Origin of the sequence: Fodinibius halophilus (assembly GCF_011059105.1) — a bacterium.
Lineage (GTDB): Bacteria > Bacteroidota > Rhodothermia > Balneolales > Balneolaceae > Fodinibius > Fodinibius halophilus.
Genome location: NZ_JAALLS010000014.1, coordinates 41,758 through 55,593 on the forward strand (window position 1 = coordinate 41,758; position 13,836 = coordinate 55,593).

A 13,836-nucleotide genomic window follows, 5' to 3' on the forward strand; every position below is an offset into this window, starting at 1 on the left:
AACTACTGCATGGTTGGACGCCCCGGAGGGTCCGGAAGTTCACTTTCTCCGCCGCCGGTTAGTAGCACAGTACCAAGGGAAATAGCAGCTGAAGCACCCGCTGAAATCAGAAGGAATTTCCGATTCTTTTTAAAGAAGCCTTTCTCGGGGCTATTGTCTTTATGAGTGTAGGGCTGTAGATTATTCAGTTTATCAGAAGGTTGGTAGGGAGTACTAAGAGGGGCAGCTGCCAGGTTATTTATGTAGGGGGTGTTATTTTCCAGATTTCCAACCTCATAGGCATAGGATTGCCATGATTTCATTCCTACTTTTGGATTTTTTCCACGGAAATCAAGAACGATCACAGCATATCCTTTATCGGAATAGGAAGGGGTTTCCCAACTTTGTTTAAAAGTGATTACATAAACATCCTTTACTTTGGGATGTTGATAGCTTCGAAACTGCTCAAAATGGATTTTCGGTTTTTTAGCTGATTGGTTGATAATATCAATATAGCGTTGCTTGGAAACACGGCGGTACTGAAAATAAGGACCTTGTTGTTCATCGTGACGGTAGCGTGCAATATTTCCTTTAATAATAAGGGCATCAGCAGCTAGCAGCGAGTCAATTGCTGCGCTATTCCCATTTGTCAGTGCAGTTTGATAGCGGCGAATATAGTTTTTAATGATCCGACTTTGATCCGGAGTAGTCCAAATGTTACGATCCAGGGCCAGCTGGTAATTATGAATAGGGTCTCCCAATTTGGTACCGATCAGTTGCCCTCTCCAGTTAAAATGAAGTATGAGTTCTTTATGAGAGAAAGCATTGGCAGGGGCTGTTTTCACAAATAATTCCCGCACTTCATAGGACCCATCTTTACGGTTTAGGAGCTGTACATTATCGGGAACTCGAAGACTTTGAATGTTATGTTTATCTGCAAGTGAGTTTAACAGCCCGGTGGCTGGATGCTTGCCGGTAAGCGTAAAATCTTTCCAGCTGCCAGGGTTATTAATGCCGTGTTGTATCTCAATAATGCGCTCTTTTATCAGTTGAGCCGTAGGGTTTTGGGGATCTGCATGAAGAGTAAAATCACTATTCTGCTGGGCAAAACTCTGTTGGCCGGCAAACAGAATCAGTAGTAGTGTAAAAAAGCATTTATGTAAGTGCATAGTGAGCATCGATTGCATAGCATCCAGATTTATGGTCCGTGAAATCATTATTTAATAAGTGTCATTTTCTTAGTTATAACTTGCTGGCCTATTACTATACGGTAGAAGTAGGTACCACTGGCCAGCCTGCTGCCGTCAAAAGGAATTTCATACCAACCCGCTGATCGGTTTTCATCAATAAGCGTATGTATTTTTCGTCCCAGTATATCATAGACAGCAAGTTGTACATCAGCTTTTTTATTCAAGCCAAAACGAATAGTGGTCTGGGGGTTAAATGGGTTGGGATAATTCTGGTTGAGGGTTATTTGTTGAGGGGCCAGGCTTTCGGCAATACCTTTTAAGATATTTTCGGAACCGGTATAGATATCAAACGTTTTTTTTCCGTTACCGGTTATGAAATTATATTCCTGATCATGGTTTAGAATCTTTGTGCGTCCTTCTTCAGAATCAACAATAAGTACACTGGTAGATTGTTCCAGACCACTCATGTGCACCTTCCAAGTGAGCAGGTCTTGTGGGCTGGATTTCACTTCTATTTGGTAGTGATTTTTTTCCTGCTCATAAGTATCACCCACAGTTTGCAGTAGCCGGTTACGATTTCTGTTGTCTTTATTGATGAAGGCTGCACCAAATTTGCTGAGTTGCAAGGGAGGATAGTAGCGAGTGACTTCTTTTTGCCGGGGCAAGTCATCCACATATCGTATACTTAGCAAGGTATTGGTCTGTTGCCTTTTGCTGGTTATCGTGATATTAACTTTTTGGGGATTCGCTTTTTTAGCCAGTTCCTTTTTTGTTGGCGGCTCACGCTTATCCAGGCTGGTATAAGGAACAGAAAGCATAACGTCGGTATTTTTGTCGTTATACACATAGTATGCTTTGAAGGGATCCATTTTTTTACTGTTTAAGTAGCTGCCTTCATAGTTGTAGAGGTTTGTGCTTAGTCCATTGAATGTTTGAACCTGCTGCCAGTTTACCGATCGGTTAAAAGGCGTGCTGATGATATTCCAGCCCGGAGTAAGAGTAATCGCATAGGTGTCATTTTTTGATACCGGGACCGGCGGTTGTTGCTCATTGATTTTCAGAGGTTTTTTACTGAGCACCCAATAGCCCTTGCCGGTCGTGAAAGAAAGTGGATTATCCTGGGTATGTTCGTGTAGAAAATCTTTTTGGGTGCCATCATCTTCAAACACTTTCCACTCGGTACCGTATTCACCGTCAAACAGCTGTTCTACGGGGATAGACTTGGCGACCGGTAAGCCTATAAGCTGATAGTCGTATGAATCCCATTTCTCATCACTGCCTCTGCTTCCTGTTGAAGTATCAAATGTTATTTCTGTCGATAACTGCAGTTGCTCAGCTCCCCGGGTTTGGAATTGGTCAGGAGAAGACCAGTTACTGGTAGAGGGTGATTCGGTACGAACCCTCCAGTAATAAGTAGATCCTGATTGTAACCCTGCTACACTTAGTTTTTTTGCAGATACAAGTGAATCGAGAACCAGCTCTTGCATCTGGCTGTCGGTGGCAAGTTGCAGCCGGTACTTTCCGTCCTGGTAGTCAGAGTTCCAGGAAAGGGTAGGGGCAATACTGATCTTATTTTCATTATTCGTTGGGAATGCGAGAGTTGGACTAATAGATTTTGTCATAAACTCATAAGGTCCGGCCCAGTTACTGTTTCCCCCCACATTAATTGCCTGTACACGCCAGCTGTAGCTGGTGGCATGATGGAGAGAGGCTTTTGGTGTAAATGAAAGACTTGTAGTTTCGGTTTGTGCCACCGGTGCGCTAAAGTTTCCTCCTTGGGAGATCTCTACTTTATAGGTGGTAGCATTATCAACGGCTTGCCATTGCAGTTGAGGTGTTAGTATTATGTTATTCTTCCCATCTTCCGGTGCTTGCAGGGTGGGTTTTGCCGGCACATCAGGAATTGTTGAGAACTTAAAAGTTTCAGACCATTTACTGTTCCCGGTACTGTTACTGGCACGTACGCGCCAATAGTAGGTTGTTGCATTTTGTAGTTTATTTTGGATGTGATGTGTAGTGTCCTGAATACCAGAATAGTCAATAATTAGTTTATCGGCAGAAAAAGTAGAGTTGGTAGCTAATTGAAGCTCATAGCTTTTAGCACCATATGGTTTCTGCCATTGAAGAGTTGGCAGAAGACTGATATTTACTGTGGCCTTACCGGGATTAGCAAGTAGTACCTTATCAGGGATAGCTGATTTCGCAATGATGGGATCGCTTTTTGTACCAGGCAGTCCCTGAGCTGAAACGTTGATAGCAATGGTTTCTTCACTGAAATTCGGTGTCACATAATCAAAGGTTAGTCCACTAAATGTTACTGTTCCTTTAATGAGGGTAGCCGTTGCCTGTTTAATCGAACTATCTTCATCATTATTAGAAGAAATGCTGTTGAGGGTGCCGTTAGCATCAGTAAGAGTAAGCTCTACAGCTTGAGAAAAATCGGTATCTGTATTTCCAAAAACATCTTGGGCCGTGATTGCAGGCGGGGTAGCCAGTGGCGATCCCGATACGAAATCTGAAGGTTGTGTAGTAAAGACCAGCTGGGTAGCTTCAACAGCGGTAGTACTTCCAATACCATTATTTATAGTGGTTGTCTTGCCCATCTGTGTACCTGTTCCGTCAACGGTAAGATCGCTGTCACCATCCACAGAAAGAATAATGGTTTGCCCATCCGTCAGGCCAGTTGTAGCACTGTAGTGCGCATCGACGGTATAAACTTCACTGCCACCCTCGGAGATAGAAAGAGATAACCCGGAAAAAGTAAGGGTGCTGGCATTACTGTCAAAAGTCCCGGTTACGTTCGTAGTATCCGGTCCGTTCAAGCTGAACGTTATTTTGTTTGGATCAGCAGTTCCACTGACGTGGAGTTCAATTGCAGTAATACCCAAGGGGAGGCCATCATCGCTGCCACCGTCGACGAGGTTGAAATCAAAAATATCCAGTGATTCAGTTTTAGTGTTGACCGTAGAGCGTAAAGCTACGGGCTCCGTGACCCCGGGTGCCGCAGTGAGATCACCGTCATTGTTTTTATCTTCTCTTGAAACCGTTACCTCATATGTTTTGGTGCTTCCGTCTTCGGCCGTTACAATGACATTGACCGTATTTGAACCATAACTTAGCGGTATGGGATTAGAAGCCTGACCGCTGGGTACTACTAGCCCATTAACCGTAACGGTGGCATTGTCGTCAGCAAGGGTAGGGGAAGTGGTAACGGAGGTGACGCTTGCTGGGACCGAAACCGTATAATTTGTAGTATTGGAGGCGAAGGTCGGATTGGGGGTGCCATTAGAGAATGAAAGCGCCGATAGGTTTTTATTTTGGCTCAATACATATTTTCCGGGAGGTGGATCCTGGGCCGTTGACTGCAGGTACGGGTACGAGATGGTGCCGCTAGATGGCTTTTCGATCTGCCAAGTTGAGCTGAAATCCCATCCCGCTGCGGTGAAAGTTGTTTGATCTTTCATCTCGGAAGTGGGCTTTCCGGTTCCTCCGGCACTGGTAGCATAGCTGCTGGTTTCGGTATCCCAAAAAGAGTTTGTGATATCCTTTTCAGAAGCTTGGTTACGGCCAATAAAACCACCCACATCTGTTTGCTGGGATGTATTGTAACTTATCTTAGCCGTTGAAAATGATTTATCTACCGAGCCATTGCTGGTGTTAGTACCAATAAGTCCTCCGACATATTGTTGTGTGGCGGTTACATCCCCAAGAACATAGGACTGATTAATACTGCCTCCATTTTTACCAACCAAACCACCAGTGTTATTAGCTCCGTTGATGGTTCCTGTGGCATAAGATTGGGTTACTGTCCCGTTTTGCAGTTGCCCAACCAGCCCGCCGGTATTTAAAAGCCCCTCAATACTTCCTGCTACAGATACCGTTTGAATAGTACCACTACTTTGACCAGATAAAATGCCGACGAAATGCTGACCTGTTATATCAGCGTTTTGAATAGTCAGCTCTTTGAGGCTTCCACTTATTTTTGCAAATAACCCTACATGCTGGGTGTTATTTGTTGATGTTTTTTCGATTGTCAGGTTGCTAATAGTGTGGCTATTTCCATTATACTGGCCGCTAAATGCCGTTGAGTTTGCACCATCAGAACCGGTATCCCAGCCAATGGGGTCCCAGTTGGTGTAGCCGGATAAGTCAATATCGGCAGTCTGGATAAAATAGTTATCAAGGAAGTCTCGTACTTCATTAAGTTGGTCAGCCGTAGCTACCTGGTAAGGGTTTGCTTGCGTGCCGCTGCCACCGGCAAAAGGAGAAGCGACGAGGCTGAAAGCATTTTGTGCAGCTGTGCCGGCCACGTTTCCGTCATTAGGGGTGATCTCAAAACGGATGTATTTATGGGCATCGTCGGGAGCCAGCGTATAGGTTTGGGCAGTGGCTCCGGCAATAGCTATCTGGTTAGTGCCAGAGGCATCGTCGGCCCGGTACCATTGGTAGGTACTGCCACTTTCGGTATCTCCGTCGCGGTCGCTAAAGTCGTAACTGCTGGTAAGTTCTTGGCCAACAATCATGGAGCCGGAGAAGGTAACATTTGCAACGGTTGGAGTATTATTGTTTTTGTAGATTAGGCTCTGGATAGTACTCCCATCGGTGCCGGCAATGATCAGGTCGAGGTCACCGTCGTTGTCAAAATCGCCCAGATCGGCCGCGCCATTGATAACCCCGGTAAGTCCGGCGCTAATGTTAGAAAAGTTGCTATTTTCATTTTCGTAAATGAGGCTTTGCGAATTGTTCCCGTCGTTACCGGTGATGAGTAGGTCAAGATCACCGTCACCGTCTAGGTCACCCCAGTTAACAGAGCTGTTATATACTCCGGTAAGACCGGCATTGATGGTGGAGAAGGTGCCGTCTCCATTATTTTCGTAAATAAGACTTTGGAGACTGCCACTGCTATTGTCACCAGTGAGGATGAGGTCGAGATCACCGTCACCGTCAAAGTCGCCCCATTCGCCGTCGCCAATACCAATTCCGGTGAGTCCAGCGCCGAGTTTGGAGAAGCTGCCGCCGTCATTTTCATAAATAAAGCTTTGGGGACCACTGCCATCACTGCCGGTGATGAGTAGGTCAAGATCGCCGTCGCCGTCGAAATCTCCCCAGTCGGCGGAGCCATGCTGGAGCCCGGTGAGTCCGGCACCGATAGTGGAAAAGCTGCCGCCGTTATTTTCATAAATAAGGCTTTGGGGACCAACGCCATTATTACCGGTGATGGCCAGGTCGAGGTCACCGTCGCCGTCAAAATCTCCCCAGTCGGCCGAACTAGCAAAGAGGCCGGTAAGGCCGGCCCCGATGTCAGAGAAGGTGCCATCGCCATTATTTTCGTAGATGAGGCTTTTTGGACTGGTGCCATCGTCGCCTGTGATGACTAGATCGAGGTCGTCGTCGCCGTCAAAGTCGCCCCACTTAGCTGAGCCTCGGGAGAGCCCGGTAAGCCCGGCATTGATATCGGTGAAGGTGCCGTCACCGTTATTTCGATATATGAGGCTTTGAGGGCCGCTGCCATTATTGCCGGTAATAGCGATGTCGAGGTCGCCGTCATTATCAAAGTCGCCCCAATCAGCTGAACTTTCATAGACGTTGGTGAGCCCGGCCGAGACTTCAATAAAATTGTCGCCACCGCGGTCCACAATGCTGAAGAGATCGGTAGTGGTTGCATTGGTGCCATCGTAAGCTCGTTGTACTTTAATATGGTATTGCCCGGCCTCCAGACCTGACGGAACTGTGGTGGTGAGAATACCGCCCGTCAGCCCGGTTGGGGGAGCAGTGGTACCGCTTCCGCCGCCTGCGGGTACAAAGGTAGTGGTATGGTCAGAGGCGTTGGGGTCAAAACCGCTTCCCAGGATATCTACTTCGGTGCCCGGGGCCCCGGAAGACTGTTGGGTACCGGTAAGTTGCAAATCACTTGGTTGAACCTGTTGGAAGGTACTCTTCCCGGCTGTGCCGGCCACGTTTCCGTCATTGGGGATGACCTCAAACCGGATATGTTTTCTGGCATCATTAGAGGTGAGAGTATAGGTTTGACCATTAGCACCGGTAATGGCTGTTTCGTTAGTGCCGCTGGTATCGTCGGCCCGGTACCATTGGTAGGTACTGCCACTTTCGGTATCTCCATCTTGGTCAGTATAGTCATAGTTGCCGATAAGTTGTTGGCCGATATCTAGGGAGCCGGAGATAGTAATATTTGCAGCAGAGGGGGCATTGTTGTTTTCATAAATCAGGCTTTGGAAGCCATTGTCACCATTGCCATTGACGGCTATGTCAAGGTCGCCGTCGCCGTCAAAATCGCCCCAGTCTGATGACCCTCGATATAGTCCGGTAATTCCAGCGCCCATGTCTGAGAAGTTACCATTGCCGTTGTTTTTGTAGATTATTTGGGCGCCATTGAAACCACCTGTAATGATGAGATCCAGGTCACCATCACCATCATAATCGCCCCAGTTTGATGAACCTCGAGATAGTCCTGTAAGTCCGGCGCCGATATCAGTGAAGGTGCCATTGCCATTGTTTTCGTAGATAAGACTTTGATCGTTATTATTGTTATCGAGGCCCGTGATGAGCAGGTCGAGGTCACTGTCATTGTCAAAGTCACCCCAGTTCGCTGCTCCAGTGCTGAGACCTGTGAGGCCGGCGCCAATATCTGAGAAGTTGCCATTCCCATCATTTTCATAAATCAGGCTTTGGTAAGTGCCGCTGTTAAGGTAACCGATAATGAGGAGATCGAGGTCGCCGTCACCATCGTAATCACCCCAGTCTGCTGAGCTGAGTAAGACTTTGGTGATTCCTGCACCGATAGGAGAAAAATTACCGTTCCCATTATTTTCGTAGATCAGGCTTTGGGGGGCATAACTGTTATCTGCACCGGTGATGAGGAGGTCAAGATCGCCATCGCCGTCAAAATCGCCCCAGTCTGATGACCCTCGAAATAGTCCTGTAAGTCCTGCATTGATGTTTGAAAAATTACCGCTTCCGTCATTTTCATAGATTAGGCTGCGCGGGACATCATTAATATCCATGCCAGTAATGATGAGATCCAGGTCACCGTCATTATCGTAATCGCCCCAGTTGGCCGAGCTGTACTGGAGCCCGGTGAGTCCGGCTCCTATAGTGGAAAAGCTACCGTCGTCATTTTCATAAATAAAGCTTTGGGGTCCACTGCCATTACGCCCGGTCATTAGTAGGTCGAGGTCCCCATCCCCGTCGTAATCGCCCCAGTCCATAGCGCTGCGAAAGAGTCCGGTAAGTCCTGCCCCAATGTCGAAGAAATTATCTCCGCCACGATCCACCACGTTATACAGATCCGTTGTGGTGGCGGTTATCCCGTCGGAGGCCCGTTGTAACTGAATATGATAGGGACCCGCAGCCAGCCCTGCTGGTACGTGAGCAGTAATGATGTTGCCGGTGAGCCTGGTTGGATTAGCTGTTGTTCCAGCCCCTCCGCCAACCGGTATAAAAGTAATGGTATGGTCGGAGGCATTTGCATCGAAACCGCTGCCCATGATATCTACTTTGGTGCCCGGGGCCCCGGACGATTGCTGGGTGCTGCTGACAGTAAGCTGGCCCAGGCTAATATGGGATAGCCCAAGCAGCATCAGTAGGAGGATGCCCAGGCATTTAATGAGACGTTGTTTCTTAACGGACTGCTGTTTCACGAGACTGTTTGTCTTAGGTATTTGCATGGGGGGGCAGAATAGTGATACTTGTTAAAATGAAACGGGGTACAAGACAGTGGGGATGGGATATTGCCGGGTAATTCGACAGGTATTAACATTTAAACTGCTTTGCTGTCTATAAGTTATAGAACAGCAGCGACGAAATGCATAATGCCATTAATTTGGGCATTGTAATTCTCCAATATCCACTGACTATTATTTAATGTATGTGATATTTTGTGATAAACGGGCTGTTTCGCACTACGAATCAGATCAGTAAATGGCCCTTTTTTGAGCTAAAAATGTAAGCCAATCTCTCTTGATCAGGAAGTAAAAATGCGAACGGACCGGCTATGTTAATAGCTTTTAATGTTTGGTATGGCAAGAGATGGTAATGCAGAGTAAGCCTCTGTCAATGTAGGGGGGGATTATCTATGGTTTTATTGAGGAAAACTCGAATAATTAATAGAGGGCTTTGCAAAACCTTTGATTTCGTCATTCTGAGCTTGTCGAAGAATCTCCAGTATCCATCTGCTGCCGTTGAAAGGGAGATCCTTCATTACATTCAGGATGACTGCCTGGTTTTGCAAAGGTCCCTAATAACGAATTGAACTAATTTTATGGGTGAAAGGTGTTTTCCGAATCGGTGCGCATGATGCGAGAAAAGGCGATCTTAAACAGATTATCCTCGTCACCGGTAAGTACACTCAGATCGTTACTATGATACTTTTTAAATTTCTTCATGAAGTGTGAGCGGTCGTAATAGCCAAATTTCACCAGGATATCGTTGACGGGCTCTGTGCCCTCAGCAATTTGGGCGCAAGTAAAATTGAAGCGAACCTGGCGAATGAATTGGCCGGGCGTAAAGCCAATATGTTTTTTGAACTTCTTTTCGAGGTAGCGGCGGCTGATATCCTCATGCTCACAGAGCTCCTGTACTTTAAGGATACCCTGCTTTTCGTAGATCAGGTCAATGATCACGTCAATATGATTGTATTTCGGAGATACCGGCAGCATCTGTAGTATGAAATTTTCCAAGAGATCAAAGCGCTCTTCGGTATCCTCAAGTTCAAGCATACGGTCACGAAGTTGGTCTGCTTTGTCACCCATAACTTCATCAAGTCGAATAAAATCGTTTTGAATCTCAGCCAGATAGGTATCAAAGAGCTTATAGGTGGCTGTAGGTCGCAGGGCAATACCGTAATATTGCAAGGGAATATCACTGTCAAAAGAAAAGGTGGGGAAGTACTGCCCACCCAGCGCATATTTGGGAAAGGGTCGGATGCCGTTAATGCCTTTAATTCGGGGATTCCCCTTCATCACCACGCTTATGGTTCCCATGCCGATGGGGATTACCTGGTTATCCTCAAAGGTGCTGGCATGCGGAATATCAATTTCATACATGCGTTCTACGATATGAGAAAGTTCCTTTGATGCTACCCTATGCTGATGCATGCTACCCTTTAATTTGCAGTAAATGATATGTTTGCCTAACGCTCCTTTTGTTCTTGATCATAACTAATTAAAAAAGGTTGTTATTGGCAAATAGGTATTTATAAGTGAATATTGATAGATATTTATTTAGAGCATGTCAGCAGATAGAGAAAGTGACAGAATATTGTTAAATACTACCCAAAGCAGATATCATAAAGATAAATTCTAAGTTTATTGTTTTACCGATGGAATACACGAAAGTAAGCGATCTCGATTTCGAAATATCCAGGATAACACTGGGAACCTGGGCCATTGGCGGATGGCAATGGGGCGGCACGGATGAGCAACAGTCTGTTGATACCGTGCTTGAAGCATTAGAAATGGGGGTGTCAACGATTGATACGGCTCCCATATACGGCTTTGGTAAAAGCGAGGAGTTGGTCGGCCGGGCTGTAAAGGAATTTGGCAATCGGGAAGAGGTTCAGATTGCTACCAAGTTTGGACTGCAGTGGGATGATGATGAAAACGTACGGCGAAACTCCTCTCGCGAACGTATCCTCAAAGAGTTTAATGATTCGCTGCGGCGGTTGCAGACCGATTATATCGATATCTATCAAATTCACTGGCCCGACCTGCAGACCAATTTCAGGGAGACGGCCAACACCTTGCTGCAGCTCTTGGACAGTGGAAAGATTAAAGCTATAGGCGTTTCGAATTTTTCGGTGGAGCAGATGGAGGAGTTTCAGCAGTATGCCCCCATCCATGTGGCGCAGCCGCCCTATAATCTGTTTGAGCGGGGCATTGAACATGATCTGCTGCCGTATTGTAATGAGCATAATATCTCGTTACTGACTTACGGCGCGCTGTGCCGGGGGCTGTTGAGCGGTAAGATGGATGAGGATCAGGAGTTCCAGAAGGGTGACCTGCGTAGAAATACCGATCCGAAGTTTCAGGGTGACGTCTTTAAAAATCATTTGGATGCGGTCGAAAAACTGAAAGAGTATGCTGCTGAAGAACTGGACAGGAGTGTGCTTGGCTTAGCTGTACGCTGGATTTTACATAAAGGAGTGGATTCGGCCATCTGGGGTGCCCGCCGACCGGAACAAGTTACTTTTGACGAAGCCACCGGCTGGGAGTTGACGGCAGATCAGGTAAAAGAGATCGAAACTATTGTTGAGGAAATGGTAGAAGACCCCGTGAGTCCGGCATTTATGGCGCCGCCGGAGTAACAGAGGAGGTCTTCTCCATTCGCAGGTGCATACTGATCCCTGCCGTGATTCCTCAAAATTTGAAAATAGGGTGTGTTTGGTACGTCACTTCGATACCCTCTTTGGTATAAAATCGTTCTTTACGGTCGTGTCCGTCAATATGAAGCAGGGGTTGGCGGACATAGATTTTGCCCCCACATTTTTTGTGAATGAGATTTGTTTTTCTAGGGGTATTAAGCGTAAGCCTACCCGGGCCGACATCGATTTTGGGAATCACCTGGAAATTATGGCTGCCGCATTCCAGGCATCGTGGCTGAGACTCCCTTTTTTCTAGCAGACTTGCCAGTTCAATCTGTTCGGCAAGGTAGCCGGTTGGAGCCGATTTCCCTTTTATTTGTTTTACCTTTTTATGTAGAGCTGTCTGATCCGGCAATATTTCCACTGCTGTAATACTTTCGCAGTTATAACACACACCGGCCCTTCTTGGAATCGAAAAACGATAAGTACCAATCTGATAAAAGAAATCTCCCCATGTGCAGGTTGAAGAACCCTCCAGGTCACATCCGGAACACCAATAATTATGGAATGCAGACATGGTCGGTTCTATTGGTTATCAGTTGTAGTTGCAAAAAATATCATCGTAGTTGGGGAGGGAAGGCCGGAGCCGTGGTTAAAATTACTATGTTGTGAGTTTCTTGATGGTATGCCTGTTGCAAATTTTATAATCATCTTGCACGTGTTTTATTTAATGGCCGTCATTATATCCACTATAGGTTATCGGCAAAACCGAAATTTTGTTAAGGCCTGGATCAGGTGAATACATTTTTTAATGATCTTTTTTGGGGATTTATTAATGGGTAATCTGAATTCAATTAGCGAGTGTAACATGAAGGAGTTCTCCGGGAGATTTACTGAGGTCTCTCGTCAAGTGGTTTATATTATTTTGGTATATCCGAAAAAAACACTGAGATCAGCTAACAGGTGGTTCCAGTGCTTTAGTAATAACGCTTAAATTATCATCAGAAAATTCTCTTCTTTATGAAAAAAGAGGCCAAGATACGGTGCAAGACCAGGGGATTGGCAACCACCCCTAACCCCTCCTTGATAAGGAGGGGAATTTTGTAGCTGAGATGTAAAACTAATAGCACAATATATTTAAACAGGGCGCTATATCTTATTGTTGCTGTAGCCAATGGAGATGGCACATTTATTTCTCCTCCTCATGAAGGAGGAGACTAAGAGGAGGTTGAAAATAACGGGAGTTATGCTGCCAACAGTCGAAAATCCTACACCTTCACTGCCGGCATGTTGCCCCACTCCTGTCCTCTCCCTACTGTTCGCAGGGAGAGGGACGCTTATCTACAATATGTGCTGGGTTTAAATGCGTGTATCCTTTTAGAGACACTCAGTTTAATTTCCAGCTGAATACTCAATAAAAAAGTCTCTTCCCCGATGTGTAGGGGAAGAACAAGATGGGGTCAGAACCAACTCAATACTCACACTCTCAAAGTCTCACATCTCGTAGGCGAAGAACAAGATAGGGTCAGAAAATAGCAGCCAACCAAAGCCTTGGCATAGGCTGATCTGCGGGGCATCTCTTTCAGCATCTCGATTTCCCAGACTTCTCTGAAATATTCGAGCATATTATATTGGCATAGCTATGCATCTAACAGTATACTTTACAGGAGATAAGCAGCGATGAATAAAATGTTATTGTCACAGATAATTAAGATCAGTTCCGGGCTTGGACTTTCGTCTGCAAAGGAATTTGTTACGGCCCGGGAAGAGTAACAGTTTTCATATTACCAGCAAATAAACATTTAACCCATGACTAAATTTTTAGGTACATATCGCGGAGCCGCCGTATATGAGGTTGAACAGTTTGACCCATCGGAAGGTGAAAAGGTTGATGTAAAACTTATAGCTAATGGTTTTCATCCCGGTCAACAGAACATGAAGGTGGATTTTGCCGAGGAGGCCACATCGGTAAAGGATGCCCAAGAAAAGATAGAGACAGCGATCGACCGGTATTTAGAGGAGTATGGTTTGAATCAACTTGAAAGTGATAGCGAAGACAATGGTAGCAACAGCTAACGAAATTTCTTATGAAGAGCATTTGCTGGTCGAAGAGGGGCAAGATATTCATGAGCACCAGCAGCAACTTTTATATGAGCAATCGCTGAAATCTGGAGAGAGGATAAGGGTCAGTATAACAGAAAGCTTGAGGGCGTCGAAGCACAGATCCAGCCCGACCTGTTGCGTCAAACATATCAAGGAAGCAACTGCCGATCATTCAGTTGAGTAATTTGATATTGAGCAGTTGCAATAAAAAACCGATGTTTGTAGTCAGCTAATAAATTAATAGAT

8 protein-coding genes are annotated in these 13,836 nt (G+C 45.9%); 3 read left to right on the forward strand and 5 right to left on the reverse strand.

From position 1 onward, the window contains the following. Positions 1-2: 2 nt before the first annotated feature. The 4 genes from G3569_RS11430 to G3569_RS11440 form a co-directional block, all read right to left on the reverse strand. Positions 3-1,196, reverse strand: a complete 1,194-nt coding sequence (locus tag G3569_RS11430) for a hypothetical protein (RefSeq protein ID WP_205720165.1) — start codon at positions 1,194-1,196, stop codon at positions 3-5. Beyond that, positions 1,196-8,827, reverse strand: a complete 7,632-nt coding sequence (locus G3569_RS11435; protein WP_165269240.1) for an FG-GAP-like repeat-containing protein — start codon at positions 8,825-8,827, stop codon at positions 1,196-1,198. The genes G3569_RS11430 and G3569_RS11435 overlap by 1 nt, the downstream gene beginning before the upstream one ends. 440 nt (positions 8,828-9,267) lie before the next feature. After that, positions 9,268-9,417, reverse strand: coding sequence for a hypothetical protein (locus G3569_RS18410; protein WP_205720166.1), 150 nt, complete (start codon positions 9,415-9,417; stop codon positions 9,268-9,270). 28 nt (positions 9,418-9,445) lie between these two features. Next, complete coding sequence (locus G3569_RS11440; protein WP_165269241.1) at positions 9,446-10,282, reverse strand: helix-turn-helix domain-containing protein; 837 nt, start codon at positions 10,280-10,282, stop codon at positions 9,446-9,448. Between the two features lie 224 nt (positions 10,283-10,506). Here G3569_RS11440 and G3569_RS11445 point away from each other — a divergent pair, with 224 nt between their 5' ends. Then, positions 10,507-11,490: an aldo/keto reductase gene (locus G3569_RS11445; protein ID WP_165269242.1), complete on the forward strand. Its 984-nt coding sequence runs from the start codon at positions 10,507-10,509 to the stop codon at positions 11,488-11,490. Positions 11,491-11,542: 52 nt separating this feature from the next. Here the strand turns inward: G3569_RS11445 and G3569_RS11450 are convergent, their stop codons facing one another. Next, positions 11,543-12,064 carry a hypothetical protein gene (locus G3569_RS11450; protein ID WP_165269244.1) on the reverse strand — a complete coding sequence of 174 codons (522 nt, stop codon included), beginning with the start codon at positions 12,062-12,064 and terminating at the stop codon, positions 11,543-11,545. A 1,232-nt stretch (positions 12,065-13,296) separates the two neighbouring features. On the opposite strand from G3569_RS11450, the gene G3569_RS11455 reads away from it, so the two are divergent. Together G3569_RS11455 and G3569_RS11460 are read left to right on the forward strand one after the other, a co-directional pair. Then, positions 13,297-13,563: a hypothetical protein gene (locus tag G3569_RS11455; RefSeq protein WP_165269245.1), complete on the forward strand. Its 267-nt coding sequence runs from the start codon at positions 13,297-13,299 to the stop codon at positions 13,561-13,563. Then, the gene (locus tag G3569_RS11460) at positions 13,547-13,774 is read left to right on the forward strand and encodes a hypothetical protein (protein ID WP_165269247.1); all 228 of its coding nucleotides are present in this window, start codon (positions 13,547-13,549) and stop codon (positions 13,772-13,774) included. The genes G3569_RS11455 and G3569_RS11460 overlap by 17 nt, the downstream gene beginning before the upstream one ends. The last annotated feature ends 62 nt before the right edge of the window (positions 13,775-13,836 follow it).